Origin of the sequence: Undibacterium sp. RuTC16W (genome assembly GCF_049339445.1) — a bacterium.
Lineage (GTDB): Bacteria > Pseudomonadota > Gammaproteobacteria > Burkholderiales > Burkholderiaceae_D > Undibacterium.
Genome location: NZ_JBMPPE010000002.1, coordinates 101,321 through 122,171 on the forward strand (window position 1 = coordinate 101,321; position 20,851 = coordinate 122,171).

The window sequence follows — 20,851 nt, forward strand, 5'->3', positions numbered from 1 at the left end:
ACGTACCATCAAGTGTGCGCCGTCATTCAAACGACAGGCGCACATTTACAGCAAAGTCAGACTTCAGCGGACTCCGCTCCCGCAACATGAGGAACGACCGGAGGAGTGGCGAGCTGTTTTAATACATGCGCCGCCGCCCTCAATCCAAATGACGCGGTCACCACAATCGACGAACCGAATCCCGCACAGTTCAATCCGGTGACACCGGACGCAACGCTCTCAATGGGATTAGACTGACTACTGTCACTGACCACCTCACAGACCTCGGCCGTCTCCGGCATGGTCAGTGCTTCCATCGAAAATACGGCATCGATACCAAATTTACTCTTTGCCCCACGAGGAAAACCGTGATTCTGGCGCAGGCGTTTGCGTACCAGCGCGAGCAAGGGTTCTTGCTCAGTACGTGACAGATCACGGATCTCAATCTTGCCCGGGTCGGTTTGTCCGCCCGCGGCGCCAATCGTGATCAGTTTGATGGCATGCTCGCGGCAATACGCGATCAGAGCCGTCTTTGCCTTAACGTTATCAATCGCGTCGATCACATAATCAAACTGCTGAGTTCCCAGTATCTGCTCAAGATTATCCGGCGCAATAAAATCCTCAACTTCGGTGACCCGGCAAAACGGGTTAATTTGCGCAATACGTTCAGACAAGGCGGTCACTTTGGCTTTGCCTACAGTATCAGTGAGTGCCTGTATCTGGCGATTAATATTGGATTCCGCCACATTATCGAGATCAATCATCGTGATGTGACCAATTGCGCTGCGAGCCAGGGCCTCTACGATCCAGGAACCGACGCCACCGACACCGATGATGCAGATTCTGGCAGTTTTAAAACGTTCCAACCCGGCAGCGCCATATAAACGGGCAATGCCACCAAAGCGGCGTTCAAAATCGACGGCTAATTCATCTTGCATAGGGTTTTACTCAGCATTTCTGGCTATTCAACTGTCGCTATTTTACAAGAGCAGGCTGCCGGGCTGTCGTTTGCTTGATATGGCGCAAGCAGGATTGTGCTAAATGATCGATAATTTTTCATTATTTTAGTCCCACCACAGCCAAACACATCGAGGTATCGTGACTACATTATTCGACAGCGCACCGGGATTTGATCAGCCGATCGCCGTGCTAAAACATTGCCATGACCGGATTCGCAAGCAAATCGCCACGCTGGACAAATTACTGACGCATCTGCCAGTACACGGCGCTGATCAGGACGCACGGCAGGCAGCACAGGCAGTGCTGAAATACTTCACGCAAGCCGCGCCCCTGCATCATGAAGACGAAGAAATGGATTTATTGCCAGCGCTGGAAACGACCGCCACACAAGAGGATGCTGTGCTGCTGAAACAATTGTTGCCAGAAATTATGAAGCAGCACCTGCAAATGACGGCACAATGGTCCAACCTGGAAAAACAACTGAGGCAAATTCAGGAGGGCAGTTCAGCCCAATTATCCGCGCTGGATATCCGGCATTTTTCTGATATGTATCTGCATCACATGGAGTTGGAAGAAACCCATATCGCACCGATGGCAAAACGAATTTTGAGCGACGTGCAGATGCAAAGATTAGGTGCTGCCATGCGAGCGCGACGCGGTATTTCACCGGACACGCCTTAAATATTACCCCTATCATCCATATCGTCCATATCCTCCTTCAATAACAAGATTTAATACTCCCGATAAAGAGCATCACTATGTCATTAGCCGATTTACGCAAAGATTATCTCCAGGCGAGTTTGTCAGAATCCGACGTCGCCAGCGATCCTGTTCAGCAGTTTTCTACCTGGTTTGACCAGGCGATCAAAGCCGATGTCGCCGAACCCAATGCCATGAGCCTGGCAACAGTCAATCCTGAAGGACGTCCGAGTTCAAGGATTGTCCTGATCAAAGAATTTGATGGACGTGGATTTTGCTGGTTCACCAACTATGTCAGCAGTAAAGGACATGATCTGGAAACCAATCCCCATGCTGCTTTGTTATTTCACTGGGTTGCACTGGAGCGTCAGGTCAGGATCGAGGGGCGCGTAGAAAAAATTACAGCACAAGAGAATGATCGCTATTTCAACAGCCGCCCGCTGGGTAGCCGTCATAGCGCGATTGCATCACAACAAAGTGAAGTCATCGCAAACCGGGATTTATTGGAAACGCGTTTATCAGAAGTAGTTACCGCTTATGGTGATCAACCACCACGTCCGGCGCACTGGGGCGGATATCGTCTGATACCTGAGCGCTTAGAGTTCTGGCAAGGTCGCCGTTCCCGCCTGCATGATCGTATCGTCTATACCAGACAGGCCGACGGCACATGGACAATCAGCAGGTTGCAGCCATAAATGCTAGCTGAAGGAGGCCAGGTTCGGATAATTTGAAGATTGTTATTCCTTATCCAGTCACTGCTTGAGATCGCCATCGGTCTCAACTGCCTATCTACCGAGATGACAGACTGCCAGAGAAAAACTGTCTTGCTTTAGCAACCTTTGGTGCTACGACTAAGGTGCAATACCGCTGCTGGCTATTCATCTTGAAGTAATTGTGATGATAGTCTTCAGCGGGATAAAACATCGGTGCCATCTCGATGGCAGTCACAATAGGCTTCTCCCACTTTGCCTCGACATCCGCCATGACAGCGGCTGCACAGGCCTTTTGCTCTTCACTCTGGCAAAAAATCACAGAACGATATTGCGTACCCACATCACTGCCCTGACGATTCAAGGTAGTCGGATCATGGATCGCAAAGAAAATTTCGACCAGCGCCTTATAACTCACCGCCGCATTATCAAAGATCAGACGCACGACTTCTGCATGTCCGGTATTGCCCTCGCAAATCTGATCGTAACTGGGATCGTCAACCTGCCCCCCTGAGTAACCCGGCTCAACGCTCTTGATCCCGCGGATTTGCTGAAATACTGCTTCGGTACACCAGAAGCATCCGCCGCCAAATGTTGCTATCTCTAAAGCCATTATGTTTCTCCTTGTTTCATCAGCAATCTGAACTGCCTAATTCCACTGTATTTTCCACTGCGTTTCAGTTGAAACGCCCGCAATCTCTGCGGCGGAGTGAATTATCAAGTCAAGCAAGAATGTGATCAATCAACAAACAAAGAGTCGCATACAAGGTGGCTTGGTGTATTATTTTTTAATACTTTTTTACATTTTAGATTTTACTGATCATTAACACTGGAATTTCCGATGCTAAAAGCAACTATTTTGATCGATGCCTTGAAGCGCGAATTAAAGGCGAGAAACATCACCTATGCCGATCTGGCGACACGGATTGATATGTCGGAAGCGAGCGTGAAACGCATGTTTTCCCAAAAGAATTTCACGCTACAACGACTAGACGAGATTCTGAATGCAACGGAGATCAGTCTGCGCGATCTGGCGCTGGCATCGAACGAAGACACCTTGATTTCTGAACTGACATTTGATCAGGAAAAAGAAATCATCAACGACCCGAAAAAATTCATTGTCGCCGTCTCGGTACTGAATCTGCTTACCGTCGAGCAAATCATCCGCATCTACGATATCAGCGAGATTGATGTCGTTAAGCATTTATTGCGTCTGGACAAAATTGGCTTCCTGGAATTGCTCCCCAATAACCGGGTAAAACTGCTGGTATCACGGACTTTCCGCTGGATACCGAACGGCCCTATCCAAAGCAGTTTTCGCGATCAGGCTTATGCCGAATATCTGGAGTCGAATTTTGATGGTGAGCATGAAATCATGCGTCTGGTGAACGTCATGCTGTCGAGGCAGTCGGTGGCGGCGCTGATCACCCGCCTCAAGCAAGTCGCCCGCGAATTTTCAGAACAACACCAGGAAGACGCAAAGTTACCGTTTGAAGAAAAACATCGTATCAGCTTCATGCTGGCCGCGCGTCCCTGGCTGCCAAAGCAATTCAAATCGCTGGTACGCAAAGACTATATCGAGCAGCATGAACAGAAAAAAAGCAAAAAAAAGTGAGGTAATTAGCCTCACTTCAACAAACTTCAACAACATGCGCTCACAACATCACAACTAGCCAGCAAGCTTACTGGCAAATAGCTTGCGTGCTTTAGCGACTTTGGGAGCCACTACGATGGAGCAATAGCCCTGATTCGGATGTTGCCTGAAATAATTCTGGTGGTATTCCTCAGCGATATAGAACATCGGCGCCAAAGTCAGCTCTGTCACGATAGGGTCATCCCACACACCAGACATCGCGGCAATTACCTCCTGCGCGACGGTTTTTTGTGACTCATCATGAAAGTAAATCACCGAGCGGTATTGTGTACCGCTGTCATTACCCTGGCGATTCAAGGTCGTCGGATCGTGGATCGTGAAAAAAATCTCCAGTAACTCACGATAGCTAATCACCTCAGGATCAAAACTCAGCCGTACCACTTCCGCATGCCCGGTGCGGCCAGTACAAATTTGCTCATAGGTCGGATTGTGAACTGCACCGCCGCTATAACCGGACTCCACCTTGTGTACGCCGCGAATCTGTTGAAACACCGCCTCTGTGCACCAGAAGCAGCCGCCACCCAGCGTGGCTATTTGCCATTGTGTCATCTTGTTATCCTCATCTTTATTGGTACAACGCCGGATTCAGTCATTCCCAATCCGTCTTGTTTAGTCGGACTCAGGTGCATTTTCTTACAAATCATGAATGACCGTATGGTCACGGCAGTTTTGCTCACGCTGTCACGGGCAGAGTTCACGTAGCTTATTAAAAAATGGGGAGTATAGGTAAAAATAATGCCGATACCGCATTGTTTACATAGCCTTTCAAATTTACTCCGTTCCAGTATATACAGAAAACCAAAAAAATTACGCCAACGCTATCCATCCAACTACGTCCTCTTTAAAAGTACCTTGTGGATTTACAAAAGTTCTTGCCACGTTGCAACTCTTCTATTTTAAGAGGAAGGTGATTATCTGTCGAATTCCGCGCCATCGACTGAAATGCTGTAAGCCCATTGTTGATACGGAAGTTTAAGAATTATTCGATCTTTTGGAGACGCGCCCATTGCAGTCAGTCGGCACCATAAAGATACAGAATTTTGAATTAATAGACACATTGCATCAGGAGAATTAAAGAAAGGTTCTTTACCCTTCCTCCAAACAACTACCGTTGTTCCTGTTGGTACGGCTCCAATAGGTTGGATTGAATAAAAGCCAATATTCAGGTACGCCACAACAAATAAAACTGTAACAAAGAGCGCTGCAACTGCTATTCCCTTCTTCATGGGCAACCTATTGTGAAAATTTTAATGACTTAATCATATTTAAAATGTTTGTTAAATGGTTACATTTAGAAACAACTAGTGATATATTTTGCCATATTAAAAATTAAACAACAATTAAGGCTAGATGTCATGCTTTCAAAACTCTTAAGGTGTGTAGCTGTTTGTGTAGTGGTTAGCATATCCGGTTGTGGAAGTGCGCCAGTAAAACGAGACGAAATTGCTGGCAATTATTTAAAACAAGCCGAGGAAAAAAGGCAAGCTAGCGATATTTATAACTTTAGTTCTTATGTTGATAGAGCCTTATATCAATCCAATGGAGCTGAAAAAGTTAAAGCATATTTCGCTATAACTCCTGCTGCTCGAAAATCGTTTAAAGATTTTCAAATTGGAATTTGTTCAGAAGTCTCATCTCCTCAAGAGGCAAATATCAAGCTCGGCAATTTAATGTCTTTATCAAAAGATGACATTTTAACTAGTATGGAAATTTCCGAATGTTCGGCTTTGATAGAAAAGCAGGTTATAGATGGAAATTTAAACGGCAAGGTAGCGTTTGATTTAGGTGATAACACTGACGCATTTCCAATTTTGAAAAATTCACCTCATATCGAGTTAATTGTGAACAGAACTATTAAGCATTTACAAGAGAATAAATCTAATAGCAGACCAGTTACGCAATTAATGGCCTACATAGAAAAGGGCGGTGTTGGCTCTCCTCTAGCTAAAAAAGTGTCTCCGCTCCTATCGTCGATGAATATCAAGAGAAGCGAATTTGAGTCAGTTGCAAAGGTTTATCCCGACTTTGTGAGGATGCGAATGGAAATGACTCCCACGCGAGTGTTCACACAGTTTAAAAACGCAGATAGGCTTTTGTCAGACGATATTCAAACACTCTTAAAAAATAAGTTTGATAAGGTTCAGTGGGTTACAACGTCGGACGAAAATACTGTAACCCTTAACATTGATCGGCTCAGAAACGATGAGAGAGTCATTCCAGAGAGTGCACAAACAATTACGTACGGATTTTTTGATGTGAACATTGTTTATGCATCGCTTTATATGCCTAAGAATGCGTCATATTTATATGACATCATTACTGGAGGCGCACAAATTGAATACGGTTACGAGGTAACTGCGTTTAAAGGCGGGAAGAAAATATTTGATGATGTCGCTCGTGGAAGAGTAGGAGGTGAGTCAAGCCGCTGCCAAAACCAACGAGTGCAAAACGTATTCGGAGGAGTCTCTCCAGCTAACTTTGTAGCGAATGACGATATGCAAAGACGTTGCTCAAGCAACTCCACTGTATCAATTGATCGACTCAGAAATGAGGTACTCACCTATATTGTTAGTGTCGTTGGCTCAATTCCTGAAATTAAAGAAATGCAGGAGCTTAACTAAATATTGAATCCTCTATGTAGACATTATTTTCATGCTTGCACAGAGGATTATTTACGCTACATATAATTTTGAGTACAGCGATAATATCGTGAGATATTCGCATAGTTGGTTGATTAGACTTGGTTTTGAAGATGCACCTATAGAAAAGAAATAACCTAAATTCATGCGTCGGAAACTTATTTTATCTTTTTCGCGATTGTTTGTAACATGCCCCCTCTATATCTATGGGGTCATGACCTTCATAAAATGTAAAATCGTGTCCTAATTCATCTGGAATATTGACAAATTTCTTAAATCCATCATAGCCGCCCATTGAATTCTTTGCATTAACCTCTCCACAAACCATCGAGCCATCTGATGAAACAGAAAGATTTTTAAACTTAACGGATTCAGGGTCTTTCATAGCGTCAATTATGTCCTGCTTTACTTTGTCCACTGATTTAGACGATTTTCGCTTCAGTTCTGCACTAGCAGATAGATTTTGCCGTGCAGCGGAGGATTTAAGTGTTTCGTATTCTCTTGCATATCGTTTTATAACTTTATCTTGCACTTCAATGGCTGCAACATCATTTTTAAAACGGTTTTCCAAGTCTTTGAGATTTAAATTATCTGACTCACAAGATGATGTGGTTTTACCCGAACAAAATTTAAAATAAATTCGCTTTTGTTGATCTATAAAGGTCGCTGATTTATCCACTCCTTCCTTATGAATTACATAAAGCGCTCTTTCTAAGCAGAGTTTTTCACCAAATGATTGAATTTCTTCTTGTTGGGAAATTGACATTTTTCTATCTTTTGCTTTTGCCACGTCCTGAGCAATGTTCGTCTTACAATCGTCGTCAGGCGTTGCAAAAGCGTTTGAAGCAAAAACAAATAGAGGTATTAAAAACACTAGTCTAAACATTCAAGACTTTCAGAGAGATTTAACGTTTATTGTATTAATGCCAAATGAGCATAACACTTTTTGCGGATGATATTATGCGTCACTATTTCCAAATCGAATGGATAAGCAAGGATTTAATAAATACGCATGCAAAATTTCTCCAACGAACCATCCAAAGTACCTGAGCCAGGCCATGAAGATGACGACGCACTACAGTCGTTTTTTCGTCCAGGCATCAGCCCTGACGATGTTGCACCGATATTCCCTTTAAAACGTGCGCAGCCACTGCTGCAAGCCTTCACTGCGCTGTTCCACGGCGGGTTTAACAACGTCATGCTGCGCTTGCTGGTCTTGCGCGAACTTGCTGCCGACGTCGATACGCCGTCGTTGTCCCGTGCCGATATCAACGCCAAGCTGGGCTACATTGATCCGGATCGCTTAGAAACCATCCTGATGCGTTTACGCTCGCACAACCTGCTGGCCTGGGATGCAGGTCAATCGGTGTATCGCATCACGCCCACAGCCCGTAATGTGCTGGCAGCACTGTCCTCCTTATTGCAGGCCGAGCATCAGGCGGAGCAACAAGGTGATGAAGCTGAAATGAGCTATATGCTCACGCAGGTCGCCGGGGCGCAGGCGGTCGGTGGCGTATCGGTAGAACAGTTGCACCATCTGCTCGGTCGTCTGATCGAATTGACCGAAGAATTTTCCGACGCGATTGCCTCAGGCTCCGAGTTCCAGCTACGTACCGCCCAACAAAAATGGCACACCGCCTGCGACTGGGTAGAAAAAGGCTCGCAGATCATTCATGCGATCACCAACGATAGCCGCGCCGATTCCGCAACCCACAGAGCGGCGCAAGCGATCGGCCGTGCTCAGAGCGCATTGCTGAATATGCAAGGCATGTTTTCGCGTGCGCTGAACCAGATCGAACGTCAACGCGTCCATCTCGGACAATCCGGCTTATCCACCACCGATATCAAAACCTGGCTGCTGCAATACGCCGATCTGGCATCGCTGGCGGATGATGCGCTGGCTTATCCGATGACGCCGCTGTTCATTACGCCGTCTGAAATGATTGACGTAGCCGAAAGCGAATTGCTGACAAATCGTCAATCCGCCGTCGCCAACATTTTACCGACGGGCGAAAACGCACCGGAGATCGCCAATGACGACAGCGATGCTTTACTGGAACTGGATCACTGGCTCGATAGACTGACCAATATCGAACACATGCAAGCTGGCAAGCCAGTGCCATTGCAAGAATTGCTGTTGCCATCCAGCTTTGCCATTGCTTCGTATCGCGCGTCCTTGCTGCCGCTGCTGGGCGACGTCAACGAATCGGCCTTGCAAGGCGCAACCGCCGCGCTGGCGCGCCTGCCGCTGGAATTTAACTCGAAAGACAAAATGCAACGCGTGTCTGACCCGCACGTTTCCGCTATCTCGGTCGCCACCCTCACCGCATTGAGTAAAAAAGAATGACAGAAGACGCACAATTCCTGATCGCCCGCCTGCTCGCGCATCAAACCCTGCGCCGTGAGGACAAGCTCGTTAAACGCGCCCTCTCCGACGAATTATTCCGCGCCGATGTCGATGCAAGGCTAAAAGCCTGCGGTATGAAGTTCATCGACAACGTGTATGCCGATCACGTCACGCTGGCGCTGACCCGCGATAGTGAATCGAAAGTATTCGGTACCAGAGAAACCTGGCAGAACAATAATTTTAGTCTGGCACGTGACGGCGTTGCACTGCTGGTTGTCTTATGGTCGCTGATCATTTTGCCCAAACGCGAACGGCAAGAAGCACATCAACTTGCTGAAGAAAATCAGAACGATATGTTTGGCAAAGACAAGCCCATGCCGCGTGCCGAGGATACGTCCATCGGTATTTCTTACCGCGCCCTCCTCGCTGATTTTGGCGAAAAACTGGGTAAGAAAACCCGTATGGATATGAATCTGGGTCAGCTCGTGCGGTATGGTTTTGTCGAGCGCAAAGCGGATCTGATCGTCGAAGGGCCGCTGCTCGATCTGATGATGGATACCGATACCCTGAAAGACCGCATCATCAACGGTGCGTTGTCGGACATTTTCAAAATTCCGGTCCGGACACCCGCCATCATTGCGCCAGCCAGCGAAGACCGCGAGGAAGTGGTCGCTACCCATGACAGTGACACTGGTAGTAACGCAAGCACAGACCAAGACAGCGCCGATAATCTCGACAATCATCACATCGCAGAAGAAGAATAAGTCACATGTTCCATATCAAATCACTAGAACTGGTCCATTGGGACTACTGGCAACGCATCAAGAATATTCCGCTCGACGCCAAGATCATCACGATCGCTGGTCAGAATGGCTCGGGCAAGACGACCTTGCTGGATGCCTTGCGTACCCTGTTCGGACTCGAATGCTCCATGGGGCGCTCGTACAAACATTACGCACGGCATTCGGGTCAGCAAACCGCCTGGATACGCGCTGTCGTCGATAACAGCGCCGTCGGGCCGCAGATCTCCAACCGCCCTTTCCGCATGTCCGGCCTGTATGAGGACGAGGTCACGCTGTTCTGCCAGATCCAGAAAAACGGCGGCGACTGGAAGCGTCAGTACCTGATGCGCAGCGGCAAAGTCGAGATAGAAGATATTCAGGAAGCCAACGACTGGCTCGGTGTAGAAACCTACCGCAAACGTCTGTCACACGCCGGTCTGTCGACCGCGATGGGTAAAGTGCTGGCGCTGGAACAAGGCGAAACTGACAAACTCTGTGAATACGCACCGCGTCAATTGCTTGATCTGGTATTTCAGGTTTTTGGTGATAAAGAAGTGCTGGACGCCTATGACGATGCGAAACGTCATCAGCGTGATACCGAGACCGAATTACAGCGATTTGAAACCGAACTCGAAGGTGCAAAAACCAACCTCGAAGGCCTGCGCCTGCGCGTGGCGAACTACCATCAATGGGAAAGCCTGAACAAGGAAAAGCGCGACCTGCAAGAAGAAATTTTGCCAACGCTGCAATACCATGAGGCCTTGCAACATGCGTCGGCAACCAGCCAGAGCCTGCGTCACGGCAAACGCCAGCTAAAAGCACAAGAAGACGGTTTGTCCGAGCGTCGCGGCAGTCTCGCCATGCAGGCACAGATGCACAGTGAAGCGCAGCAGCATGAGGCCGCATTAGAAGCAGAAGAATCTCAACTGCGCGAAAAACTGCAACACATCAATACGAAGCTCAAGCCGCAAGAGAGTTTGCTGGAACAAAAAACTCGTCTGCAAAAACTCGCGGCAGAAGCAGATGCCGATGTCGCCAACGTCGCCGATGATTTAGAAAAAAAAGAAGCCGAACTCTCGCGTCACAAACAAGAGCGCGACACGCTGTCTAACCGCATCGCTGCCGAGCTGGAAACCATCGCTGCCCTGCAAGGCAAAGCTGCCCTGCCCGACCCGGAAAACGTACGCAATATGCGTCGTGCTTTGAACGATGCGGGTATTTCCCACAGCATGTTGCCAGAGATTGTGGAAGTAACGGATCCCAAATGGCAAGGTGCGGTCGAAGGCGTCTTGCGCGGTTATACCTCGGTCATCTTACTGGACAAAGCCAGTGATGCGAGCGCAGCTTATCGCGTCGGTGAAAAGCAACGCTATGGTCATTTCATCGTACCAGACCGTATCCACGCACCGACTGTCAAAGATAAAAGTCTGTTATCAGTAGTGAACTTTACTGCCGCAGCACCTGCCTGGCTGATCGAGCAATTACAGCGTATCGAGATGGTCGATTCGGTTGAGGTAGGACTCAGCTTTAATAAATCTCAGTCCAAATCGCAAGAATGGATCACGCCCGATGCTTATCATGGCGAACGCCGCGGTGGTCGCTCGCTGTTTGTCGAGGCGTCACGCTATCGTTTTGGCAGCGCAGGCCGTACTCAAAGGCTTGAGGCATTACAACGATCTTTGCCACGTCTGCAATCGCAGGAAGATCAGCTCACGATTACCATCAGCAAACTTGCCGGTGAAATCAGCGCCTTCAAAGCGCGTCTGGCCGGTGTCGATGCAGCAAAAGAACTCAGTGCCCGCCATGCTGAATTTGAAGAAGCCAGCCGCCATATACAGCCACTCCGACAACAACGGATCGAAGTAGGCAGTCGCCTCGGTGAGATTTCACCTCTGCTTAAATCAGCGACCGAACAACGTACCGTCGCCCATCTGAAATGGGAACAAGCTAAAGCCGCGATTGCCGATGCAGAATCCCAATTACGCAGCGCAGAGAAACGCTTGGCGGACGAACGACAAAGCCATTTTGCAACCCTCACCGGCATGCGCCAGACCTGGCACCAGCTACCGGTTAACTGGAAGCGCGCCAAACACAGACAGGAGCTGGTTGCCGAACATGAAAACGTCCATCAGATCGAACTGCGTCTGCGCAGTCTCGGCAATAATCTGGCACGCGAGGATTGGGAAACCGATTCAACGGTCGTCGATCAATTCGTACGCCTGAACGCTCTGCTGCAAGGTCGCCAGGCCGAGACCGATGAACGTCGTTATCAAAACAACCGAGCCTCAGAAGCAACCGTCAATGCACGTGCAGCCTATATGGATCGCCTGCGTTTCACCATCAAAACCTATAGCAAAAACATCAAACAGCTCGGCGAGCTGGCAGGGATCGAAGTCCACACCGATCCGGTTAAATTGGAGAATGACGACATCCAGCTGTCACAAGCAGGTCTGCACGTCCGGTTCAAGTTCGACGGCAAAGGCCCGATCGGCATGAATGACGGCGAAGCGTCCGGTGGTCAGCAAGTCATGAAATCGCTGATCCTGTTAATCGGTTTATTGAAATCCGAAGATGGTTCAGGCGGTTTCGTCTTCATCGACGAACCGTTTGCCCATCTGGACATCCGTAACATTCAGCTGGTCGGTGAGTTCCTGAAAAACACCGATGCACAATACCTGATGACCACTCCGTTGACGCATAACACCGACGTCTACGATCCATCAGAACTGACGCTGATTACCAGCAAAAAGAAAAAAGACACTGAATGGGCACAACCGATTTTTGTGCTGCAGCGCCGGGTAGAGAAGTTGAAAGATGTCAGGGCGTAATTTATAGTGAACGTACAATACTAAAAACCTGTTGACTGACTAAATTCACCGACAGATTTCATATCAATCACAGGCATCTGGGGCAGCAATGGGAATCGAAATTGACGTATCAAGCGATGTGATCACTCAGGCTGCTGTCGTCAGTGAATTTGATCATAGCGGTGGCAATACATCTAGAGATGCGACTGGAGATGCGCCTACACGCGCGTCATCTGAGTCGCATGAACCACATGGTGAACACGGCAACTGTGCCAATTGCGACGTTATTCTGACTGGTGCTTATTGTCACGTGTGCGGCCAGCATGCGCACATCCATCGCTCTCTGCTGCATATGTTTGAAGAGCTGCTGCACGGCTTGTTCCATTTTGAAACCAAGGCATGGCGCACGATTCCCGCATTGATCTACCGTCCCGGAAAATTAACACGGCAATACATTGAGGGTAAGCGCACTTCGTTCGTATCACCGCTGGCCTTATTTCTGTTCATGATTTTTCTGATGTTTTTTGTGTTTTCTTTCACCATGAAAGATCCGGCCAAAAATCTTATGGAGGAAGACACCAAAGAAGAAGTGATCAAGGAACTCGATCAAACCAGGCAAACCCTTGCCCGACAAAAAGAGCAAGAAGCCGCCCTGATTGCAAAACATGAAAGTGTCACCGACATTCAAGAAGAAATCAAAGAGACACAAACAGAAATCCTGGCACTGGAATTAGCAGTGACTAAGGCGACTAGCGATACAAAGAAATCGAAAGAAGAAGTCGAACATCAGCTCCAGGAAGCCAAAACCAAGTTAAGCACACTAGAAGCTGAAAAACGCAAGCTGGGTCCTGATGTACAAAAACGTATCGGTATCAGTAAAGAAATTTCATCAGTAAAAAAAGAAATCCATGCACTAGAGGTCGCATCAGCACAATTATCTGATAAGAAAAGTGACTCTGCCAAAAACAAGTCAGACACAGCAAACAGCTCATCCGTATCGAATTCAAGTGACGGTCTGGCCATCAATATTAGCGATGACAACGCACTCAGTGAAATCCCGGGAATAGGATCGTCTTTAGCCAAAGCGAACGCCAACCGGGAATTAACGTTGTATAAAATGAAGGCAAACTCATCGAAACTCGCTTTCTTATTAATGCCTATTTCACTGCCATTTTTATGGTTGCTATTCGCCTTCCACCGCCGCTATGTGATGTTTGACCACGCAGTTTTTTCTCTGTATTCCCTATCGTTCATGTGTGTGCTACTGATCATCGTGGCGTTACTGAATAAATTTAATTTCACTGGTACCGCAGTGTTTTTGCTCATGGTTGTCCCACCGGTTCACATGTATCTGCAATTACGCGATGCTTATCAACTCAGCGGTTTCGGCACACTCTGGCGCACTGCCGCGCTGTTGTTGATCGCAATGATTTCGCTGTTGATTTACGCGATCATTGTGACGGGGATGAGTATTTGATCATTCGATTCTTATAAAATATCTGATCGTCTTATTCACTCACTCCTCACTGAAAAAGAAGAGTGAGTGCATCAGCTCATTGATGCCCATTGATGCCCATTGATGCTCATTGATGCTCATTGATGCTCATTGATGCCTACTAATGCCGCCCAGACTAGAAATCAATAGCATCTCTGCGCAGGTCATCAAACGATCATTGCCATATCACGTGTACCACCGGGTATCACGACCTGATCAGTCTAACCTCGAAGAACTCCATTTTCAGCTGAGTGCTATCATCGCTTCCTTGTGCCACGCTCTCTCATCGCACCATGTCATCCATATCAGAAACAACGGATCACGCCGCTACTGTCAAACGCTATTTACCCTGGGTCGTTGCGACGGCGCTGTTTATGGAGCAGCTTGACTCGACGATTATTAATACTGCAGTACCGTCAATGGCAGCGAGTTTGCAGGTGTCACCGCTGAGCCTGAAGGCTGTGGTCACGAGTTATATCCTGAGCCTGGCTGTCGGCATCCCGATTAGCGGCTGGATTGCTGATCGCTATGGTACACGGCGGGTATTCAGTATTGCCGTGGCGATTTTTACTTTGTCGTCTGTGCTATGTGGTTTGTCTCTGAACTTGCCAATGCTGATCGCCTCACGCATCTTGCAGGGAATGGGGGCTGCGATGATGATGCCGGTGGGGCGACTGACGATCATCCGTACATTTGCCAAATCAGAATTGCTGATGGCAATGAACTTTGTGATTATCCCCGCGCTGATCGGTCCTTTATTGGGTCCGACTATCGGTGGTCTGATCGTGCACTGGATGTCATGGCGGGTAATCTTCTTTATCAACGTACCGGTCGGCCTGGCGGCGCAATATCTGATTCATCGTCATATGCCGGATTATTACGGCGACAAACCAAGACCGCTTGATGTGATTGGCCTGGTGCTGTTTGGCACTGGCACAGCGCTGCTATCGTGGTTGCTTGAAATCTTTGGCGAACACACGATTGATGTGACGTCAACGATGGTGCTGTTTGCTTTATCTCTCAGCTTGCTGGCGGCATATGGCTGGCATTCGCGACAAATTCCTTTTCCTTTATTGCGCCTGAATTTATTTCAGGTAAGGACTTTCCGTGTCTCGGTGGTTGGCGGTTTTATTACGCGACTGGGATTGGGTGGTTTGCCATTTTTACTGCCGCTGTTGTATCAAATAGGATTGGGGCTGCCGGCATGGCAATCAGGTTTATTAATGATGCCTGCTGCATTTGCTGCGATGGGGATGAAACTGATTGCCAGTAAAGTGCTGAGACGTTTTGGCTACCGGCAGGTATTGATTGTGAATACCCTGATGATAGGGATAACGATCTGTTTGTTTTCGACGGTTTCACCGGGTACGCCGCTGGCACTGATTGTGTTATTGGGATTGACGCAGGGATTTTTTAATTCTCTGCAATTCTCAAGTATGAATTCGATGGCATTTGCCGATGTCAAAACGGAGGATTCCAGCATGGCGAGTACGATCGCCAGCACGCTGCAACAACTGTCGATGAGCTTTGGACTGGCTTGCGGCTCACTTGTCACTGGCTGGTATCTGAGCGGCCTGCCTCAGTCGGATCAGCTCGCGGTGGCCAGCGCCTTGCATCATGCATTCATCACGCTGGGTGTGATGACGATGCTGTCGTCCATTACCTTCTGGAGCCTGCGTCCGGAAGATGGCGAGAGCGTGAGTAAAGGAACGGTCTGATTCTGCGGCAAGCGATTGCATTCATCTGCGTGCTCATCTGCGTTCGTTGGTTTTTTGCTGCTTCACATGGATTGTTGCGCCACCCAATAGACCATCTTTAGCAGAATAAATGATAGGGCAATTTACAACGACCGTTGTCGGCGTGAGCTGGATTTCATGCTTGTCGGCGGCGCTCAGGACCTCTTCTTCAGAACGTAAAGTCCGTGGACTTGTACCTGCTTGCCAGGTTACCAGATAGACCACCCATAAAGGCGTGTAAGCCTCGCTGGTGTTTTGGTAGCCGATTTTTTGCGGTGCCGACGGGAACACGCTGCCCTGATTGAAATTGGTGAATTTAAACACACGGTCTACCGCTGTTGGCTGTCCCGGCAGTGGTGCACGTAATGCATACGACAGACGTGACACATAATTGGTACCCGTTTGCTGCGACATTGCCTGATCCGACATATCGGTTGAGATGTAGTGCACGAGTTGCCCTTCGTACCAACCTGCCAGAAGGGGAAGCTCGACCGTCGCCACCGAGTTCTCGTTCAGTTGATGGAGTTGCCTGGCCGGACTGTCAGCGGCCAGCACGCTGACACCACACAGGCTAGCGCACAGCAAGACCACTGCGGACGCTGTAGCGACCATCGTGAATCGGGGCTGCTTGAGTTGAATGACAGACAGCATAGAATTCTTCCCAAAAAAAGATGGCTTACTCGTGACAGAAAAAAATACTTATGCTGAATCTCAGAGCATGAAATTTTTAGAGACTCCCTAAGGGAATTTCTAAAACCGCTGCATTAAGTAATCACATTGATAGGGCTGACGCACAAACCAGGTCCTCTCAACACAGAGAAAAGGCAGAAGTAAGCGATTCCATGAAATATGGCTTAAAGGGTTTTTAAAAGCTTCCATCAAGGCTCGCCTATATTCTATGCGCCCTCCAGGCCTCTTTTGGCCTGAAAGGCGCATGCAGTATGCGGGATCTGTATTGAATTTTAAAAAAATCAGCCATACGCGATTACATCATCTTGATGAGTCGACTGGCAGCTGCATACCTTACAGTCTTTGTCGTGATCAATACAAAATACTTAATCTTTCCAGACCACGCGGTTTCTGCCGCTGTGTTTTGCCTCATACAAAGCTTTATCAGCGCGCTCCAGTAGTTTACCTAAGCGCTCATCATCTTCACGGTTGGTCGATACACCAATGCTGACGGTCAAAGAAAACAGCTCGCCGTTCGGTGCGTTAAACACCAGTTCCTGCACACGTTCACGGATACGCCCGGCAGCAGTCATCGCGTCTTCACGCGGTGCCTGCTGTAACAGAATACAAAACTCCTCACCACCCAGACGCCCGAATAAATCCGATTCGCGCAGCTCTTGCCCTACCGTCTGTGTAAATTTGATCAGCACGTTATCACCGCCCAAGTGACCGTAGCGATCATTAATCGCTTTGAAGAAATCCAGATCCAGCATCAGTAAGGTAATGCCCGTGGTATAGCGCTGGCTGCTTTTAAATAACTGCTCGGCATTTTCTAAAAATGCGCGCCGGTTCTGAATGCCGGTCAGTGTGTCGATAGTTGCCAGACGCTGCAACTCTCGCTCCAGCATTTTGCGCTGAGTCACGTCGCGGTAAATACCTTCGACACCAGCAAATGCGCCTTGCTCATCATAAATTGCCTGACTGCTGATAGAGATGTCGATGATGCGGCCATCCCTGCGTACCATCTGCCCGCCAAAATCGCTGACCTTGCCATCCCTGACGATCGCCTGTTTGAGTGCATCACGGTCCGCCAGGTTCGGGTAATACGACTCGGCTGTTTTGCCGACGATCTCTTCAGGCTCATATCCCAGCACCGTGCGGACACCGGGTCCGACCATCAGCACGACACCTTTGGCATCGGTGCGGTAATACACATCTTGCATATTATCGAAGAGACGACGGAAATTTTGCTCACTGATACGCAGCTGTTCCGAGATTTCACTTTGTGCAGTCATGTCCATGCCGACTAACAAAATGGCGCTTTTATTCTCGAATTCGATAGTCAGGCTAGCGACTAAAAGCATGCGCAAATTACCCTTGACGCTGCGCAAACGAAATTGCTGAGGCGCGTTAGACCATTCTTTACTCTGACGATGCAAGCGGTTATTTGAGCGGGTAATATCGAGCGGATGTACAAAATCACTGACCGGACGCCCGATCAGGACGCTGGCGTTATCGGCTTCCAATAAAATTGCCGCAGCATTGTTGGCGTACGTGATCTGGTTATCCGTCAACACCACCATCGATACCGGCATGATGTCGATCAGATAACGTGAAAATCCGTCTGTAAGCATGCGACCTCATTTCCTTATTTTCATTGTGCTCTGGAGAAAAAATCTGATGCTGAGGTTATTGCCAGGTTTGCTTTTTTTGCGTTAATTTAGAGAGTAACGGGGAACAAATTCAAATAAATTCTACTCGAATAGCGTCAAAAACTTTCTATCCATCGAAAAGATTTTTTCATACTGGTTTTTACCTCAGTTTTTATCACAGCTTTCATCACCTCAGGGGGCTACATAAGGATTCACCAAAACTAGCCATAATTTGGTATCGTGTTGCTCTCTGGATATCCTCCGAACACCCCAAGACTACCCTCCGGTTCAGTCTCATCATGAGTGTGACTGGCGGTGATGTAATACTTAAACCTTCTGGTATTTTTATGCGAATATTGTTGTTTACTCTACTGGCCGCTATGTCATTCTCCACTTCTGCAGAACGTCTCACCATCGACCGCATTTACGACAATGCGAATCTGTCCGGCAGCGCACCGCGCAAACTTCAGGTATCTCCCGATGGCAGCCGCGTGACATTTTTACGCGGTCGCGACAATGACCAGTTCCAGCTTGATCTGTGGGAATTCAATGTCAAAGATCAAAGCATGCGCAGGCTGGTCGATAGCAAAATTCTGCAAGCCGAAGAAAATATCTCTGATCAGGAAAAAGCCCGTCGTGAACGCGAACGCATCGCCAATCTGCGCGGCATCGTCGATTACAGCTGGTCACCTGACGGCAAACAACTCCTGGTACCACTGGCTGGCGATCTGTATCTGATCGATCTGTCGAATACAGACAAAGCGCGCAAGATCGCTTCCGGCCAGGTCATGTCAGCACAAATTTCACCGGGAGGCCGCTATGTCTCTTATGTCCGCGACCAGAATTTATTTGTGTTCGAACTCAGCAGCGGAATTGAGCGCCAGCTGACCAAAGATGGCGGCGGCACAACTCACAATGCCGAAGCAGAATTCGTCGCCCAGGAAGAAATGGCGCAGACCAGTGGCTACTGGTGGGCACCGGATGACTCACGCATTGCGTTTAAACGCTTTGACGAAAGTCCGGTCCCCGTCGCCCGTCGTTTTGAAATTTATGCAAACCGGACCGAAGTCGTTGAACAGCGCTACCCATATGCTGGCGCATCCAATGTCCTGGTCGGCCTGGCGCTGGTGAATCCTGAGAGCGGTACGATACAAGCCATCGATCTGGGCAAAGAGAAAGATATTTATCTCGTCAGAGCGGACTGGAGTGCAGACGCCAGCACCCTGGTATTCCAGCGCCAGAGCCGCAACCAGAAACAGCTAGACCTGATCGCCGTCGATAAGCACAGTCTGGCGCAGCGTAGCATGATTACCGAAACAGCAAGTACCTGGGTCAGCATTCTGGACAAACCTTATTTTCTGAAAAAGACGCAACAATTTTTGTGGATGTCAGAACGTAGCGGTCGTAAGCATTTATACCTGTATGACCTGCAAGGCAAGCTGGTGCATGCCATCAGCCAGGGAGAGTGGGGAATTGACGGCTTGCTCGCCGTTGACGAGCAATCGCAAACGGTCTATGTCGCCTCTAACCGTGATGCCGTATCCGACAAACAGGTCTATGCACTCAAACTCGATGGCAGCACGGCTAATCAACCGCAACGTGTCACCAAAAACGATGGCTGGCACGAAACCCGTTTCTCAGCCAAGGCCGAAATTTTTATCGACACCTGGTCCGACGACAATACACCGCCGCAAGTCAGCTTACGCAAACCGGACGATACATTGATCACCTGGATAGAGCATAACGAACTCAATGCAAGCCATCCTTACGCACGATACAAAGAAGCGCATGTTCCGACTGAATACGGCAGCTTGAAGGCAGAAGATGGTCAGACCCTGTATTACTCTATCAAGAAACCGCTGAACTTTAATCCGGCCAAGCGTTATCCGGTATTTCTGCAAGTGTATGGCGGTCCCGGCGCGCAGACGGTGCAAAGACACTGGGGCAGCCTGTTTGAGCAATACATGGCACAGCAAGGGTATATCGTGTTCAAACTCGACAACCGCGGCTCAGCCCGTCGTGAGCGGCAATTCACCAATACCATCTATAACACGCTGGGGAAACATGAAGTCGCTGACCAGCTTGTGGGTATCAACTGGTTAAGTCAGCAAGGCTTTGTCGATGCAAAACGTATCGGCGTATTTGGCTGGAGTTATGGCGGCTTCATGAGCTTGCGCTTATTGTCGGCCGCATCTGACAAGATCGCGGCGGGGGTCTCCGTTGCGCCAGTCACCGATTGGGCACTGTACGACACGCACTATGTCGAGCAATTCATCAATCAGCCGAAAGACAATGCCGAAGGCTATCGTCAGAGCAGCGTGTTTGCCCACCTCGACGGTTTAAAATCTCCGCTACTACTCATGCATGGCATGGCAGATGACAATGTGCTGTTCACCAATACCACCAAACTGATTGATGATCTGACGACCCGTGGCGTGCTATTCGACCTGATGACCTACCCGGGAGGCAAGCACGGCATTGCCGGTGCGGCGAAGCAGAAGCATGTATTTCATACGATAGAAGCCTTCTTCGCCAAGCATTTGAATAATCCTGTCGGTGGCAAACCTTAAGGATAGTTACTGACCAATGTGCCATAGCGAATTTCGGTTATCTATGGCACATGATGAAGCTGCATAAGGAAATGATTCACAATGCAATGATATTGATCTGCATTCATTTGTAATGGTTTTCTACTTCCGCCGTATTGATTGCTTTATCTCCT

General features: G+C 48.4%; 17 protein-coding genes. 10 read left to right on the forward strand and 7 right to left on the reverse strand.

Annotated elements, in window-relative coordinates; all coding sequences use genetic code 11:
- Positions 1-56: 56 nt before the first annotated feature.
- Positions 57-917, reverse strand: a complete 861-nt coding sequence (locus ACO0K4_RS04920) for a tRNA threonylcarbamoyladenosine dehydratase (protein WP_422955508.1) — start codon at positions 915-917, stop codon at positions 57-59.
- 160 nt (positions 918-1,077) lie between these two features.
- Here ACO0K4_RS04920 and ACO0K4_RS04925 point away from each other — a divergent pair, with 160 nt between their 5' ends.
- Both ACO0K4_RS04925 and pdxH read left to right on the forward strand, forming a co-directional pair.
- A complete protein-coding gene (locus ACO0K4_RS04925) occupies positions 1,078-1,620 on the forward strand; it encodes a hemerythrin domain-containing protein (RefSeq protein WP_422955509.1) in 543 nt (180 codons plus the stop codon).
- Positions 1,621-1,697: 77 nt separating this feature from the next.
- Complete coding sequence (pdxH, locus tag ACO0K4_RS04930) at positions 1,698-2,333, forward strand: pyridoxamine 5'-phosphate oxidase (RefSeq protein ID WP_422955510.1); 636 nt, start codon at positions 1,698-1,700, stop codon at positions 2,331-2,333.
- 94 nt (positions 2,334-2,427) lie between these two features.
- Here pdxH and msrA (ACO0K4_RS04935) read toward each other — a convergent pair whose 3' ends face one another.
- On the reverse strand, positions 2,428-2,961 hold the full coding sequence (gene msrA, locus ACO0K4_RS04935; RefSeq protein ID WP_422955511.1) for a peptide-methionine (S)-S-oxide reductase MsrA: 534 nt from the start codon (positions 2,959-2,961) through the stop codon (positions 2,428-2,430).
- Between the two features lie 228 nt (positions 2,962-3,189).
- Here msrA (ACO0K4_RS04935) and ACO0K4_RS04940 point away from each other — a divergent pair, with 228 nt between their 5' ends.
- Positions 3,190-3,963: a helix-turn-helix domain-containing protein gene (locus tag ACO0K4_RS04940; protein WP_422955512.1), complete on the forward strand. Its 774-nt coding sequence runs from the start codon at positions 3,190-3,192 to the stop codon at positions 3,961-3,963.
- 54 nt (positions 3,964-4,017) lie between these two features.
- Here the strand turns inward: ACO0K4_RS04940 and msrA (ACO0K4_RS04945) are convergent, their stop codons facing one another.
- Together msrA (ACO0K4_RS04945) and ACO0K4_RS04950 are read right to left on the reverse strand one after the other, a co-directional pair.
- Entirely contained in the window at positions 4,018-4,551 is a 534-nt protein-coding gene (gene msrA / locus ACO0K4_RS04945) for a peptide-methionine (S)-S-oxide reductase MsrA (protein WP_422955513.1), read from the reverse strand.
- A 362-nt stretch (positions 4,552-4,913) separates the two neighbouring features.
- Positions 4,914-5,228: a hypothetical protein gene (locus ACO0K4_RS04950; protein ID WP_422955514.1), complete on the reverse strand. Its 315-nt coding sequence runs from the start codon at positions 5,226-5,228 to the stop codon at positions 4,914-4,916.
- Positions 5,229-5,357: 129 nt separating this feature from the next.
- Here ACO0K4_RS04950 and ACO0K4_RS04955 point away from each other — a divergent pair, with 129 nt between their 5' ends.
- Positions 5,358-6,623 carry a hypothetical protein gene (locus tag ACO0K4_RS04955; RefSeq protein WP_422955515.1) on the forward strand — a complete coding sequence of 422 codons (1,266 nt, stop codon included), beginning with the start codon at positions 5,358-5,360 and terminating at the stop codon, positions 6,621-6,623.
- Between the two features lie 181 nt (positions 6,624-6,804).
- Here ACO0K4_RS04955 and ACO0K4_RS04960 read toward each other — a convergent pair whose 3' ends face one another.
- Positions 6,805-7,431, reverse strand: a complete 627-nt coding sequence (locus ACO0K4_RS04960; RefSeq protein WP_422955516.1) for a hypothetical protein — start codon at positions 7,429-7,431, stop codon at positions 6,805-6,807.
- A gap of 222 nt (positions 7,432-7,653) precedes the next feature.
- On the opposite strand from ACO0K4_RS04960, the gene ACO0K4_RS04965 reads away from it, so the two are divergent.
- The 5 genes from ACO0K4_RS04965 to ACO0K4_RS04985 all read left to right on the forward strand — a co-directional run bounded on the left by ACO0K4_RS04965 (position 7,654) and on the right by ACO0K4_RS04985 (position 15,790).
- Positions 7,654-8,988: a hypothetical protein gene (locus ACO0K4_RS04965; protein ID WP_422955517.1), complete on the forward strand. Its 1,335-nt coding sequence runs from the start codon at positions 7,654-7,656 to the stop codon at positions 8,986-8,988.
- Positions 8,985-9,752: a hypothetical protein gene (locus ACO0K4_RS04970; protein ID WP_422955518.1), complete on the forward strand. Its 768-nt coding sequence runs from the start codon at positions 8,985-8,987 to the stop codon at positions 9,750-9,752. Before ACO0K4_RS04965 ends, ACO0K4_RS04970 begins: the two co-directional genes overlap by 4 nt.
- Positions 9,753-9,757: 5 nt before the next feature.
- Positions 9,758-12,598, forward strand: a complete 2,841-nt coding sequence (locus ACO0K4_RS04975; protein WP_422955519.1) for an ATP-binding protein — start codon at positions 9,758-9,760, stop codon at positions 12,596-12,598.
- An 88-nt stretch (positions 12,599-12,686) separates the two neighbouring features.
- The gene (locus ACO0K4_RS04980) at positions 12,687-14,054 is read left to right on the forward strand and encodes a DUF3667 domain-containing protein (RefSeq protein ID WP_422955520.1); all 1,368 of its coding nucleotides are present in this window, start codon (positions 12,687-12,689) and stop codon (positions 14,052-14,054) included.
- A 311-nt stretch (positions 14,055-14,365) separates the two neighbouring features.
- Entirely contained in the window at positions 14,366-15,790 is a 1,425-nt protein-coding gene (locus ACO0K4_RS04985) for a DHA2 family efflux MFS transporter permease subunit (RefSeq protein WP_422955521.1), read from the forward strand.
- Positions 15,791-15,823: 33 nt separating this feature from the next.
- Here the strand turns inward: ACO0K4_RS04985 and ACO0K4_RS04990 are convergent, their stop codons facing one another.
- Together ACO0K4_RS04990 and ACO0K4_RS04995 are read right to left on the reverse strand one after the other, a co-directional pair.
- The gene (locus ACO0K4_RS04990) at positions 15,824-16,459 is read right to left on the reverse strand and encodes a DUF7482 domain-containing protein (protein ID WP_422955522.1); all 636 of its coding nucleotides are present in this window, start codon (positions 16,457-16,459) and stop codon (positions 15,824-15,826) included.
- A 404-nt stretch (positions 16,460-16,863) separates the two neighbouring features.
- On the reverse strand, positions 16,864-18,111 hold the full coding sequence (locus ACO0K4_RS04995) for a sensor domain-containing diguanylate cyclase (RefSeq protein ID WP_422955523.1): 1,248 nt from the start codon (positions 18,109-18,111) through the stop codon (positions 16,864-16,866).
- Between the two features lie 365 nt (positions 18,112-18,476).
- Between ACO0K4_RS04995 and ACO0K4_RS05000 the strand changes: the two genes are divergently transcribed.
- Positions 18,477-20,699 carry an alpha/beta fold hydrolase gene (locus tag ACO0K4_RS05000; protein ID WP_422955524.1) on the forward strand — a complete coding sequence of 741 codons (2,223 nt, stop codon included), beginning with the start codon at positions 18,477-18,479 and terminating at the stop codon, positions 20,697-20,699.
- Positions 20,700-20,851 lie beyond the last annotated feature (152 nt).

Coding starts and splice junctions, on each gene's coding strand:
- msrA (WP_422955513.1), bottom strand. CDS start 4,551: ATGACACAATGGCAAATAGCCACGCTGGGTGGCGGCTGCTTCTGGTGC.
- ACO0K4_RS04970 (WP_422955518.1), top strand. CDS start 8,985: ATGACAGAAGACGCACAATTCCTGATCGCCCGCCTGCTCGCGCATCAA.
- ACO0K4_RS04965 (WP_422955517.1), top strand. CDS start 7,654: ATGCAAAATTTCTCCAACGAACCATCCAAAGTACCTGAGCCAGGCCAT.
- ACO0K4_RS04920 (WP_422955508.1), bottom strand. CDS start 917: ATGCAAGATGAATTAGCCGTCGATTTTGAACGCCGCTTTGGTGGCATT.
- msrA (WP_422955511.1), bottom strand. CDS start 2,961: ATGGCTTTAGAGATAGCAACATTTGGCGGCGGATGCTTCTGGTGTACC.
- pdxH (WP_422955510.1), top strand. CDS start 1,698: ATGTCATTAGCCGATTTACGCAAAGATTATCTCCAGGCGAGTTTGTCA.
- ACO0K4_RS04990 (WP_422955522.1), bottom strand. CDS start 16,459: ATGCTGTCTGTCATTCAACTCAAGCAGCCCCGATTCACGATGGTCGCT.
- ACO0K4_RS04995 (WP_422955523.1), bottom strand. CDS start 18,111: ATGCTTACAGACGGATTTTCACGTTATCTGATCGACATCATGCCGGTA.
- ACO0K4_RS05000 (WP_422955524.1), top strand. CDS start 18,477: ATGCGAATATTGTTGTTTACTCTACTGGCCGCTATGTCATTCTCCACT.
- ACO0K4_RS04940 (WP_422955512.1), top strand. CDS start 3,190: ATGCTAAAAGCAACTATTTTGATCGATGCCTTGAAGCGCGAATTAAAG.
- ACO0K4_RS04975 (WP_422955519.1), top strand. CDS start 9,758: ATGTTCCATATCAAATCACTAGAACTGGTCCATTGGGACTACTGGCAA.
- ACO0K4_RS04950 (WP_422955514.1), bottom strand. CDS start 5,228: ATGAAGAAGGGAATAGCAGTTGCAGCGCTCTTTGTTACAGTTTTATTT.
- ACO0K4_RS04980 (WP_422955520.1), top strand. CDS start 12,687: ATGGGAATCGAAATTGACGTATCAAGCGATGTGATCACTCAGGCTGCT.
- ACO0K4_RS04985 (WP_422955521.1), top strand. CDS start 14,366: ATGTCATCCATATCAGAAACAACGGATCACGCCGCTACTGTCAAACGC.
- ACO0K4_RS04955 (WP_422955515.1), top strand. CDS start 5,358: ATGCTTTCAAAACTCTTAAGGTGTGTAGCTGTTTGTGTAGTGGTTAGC.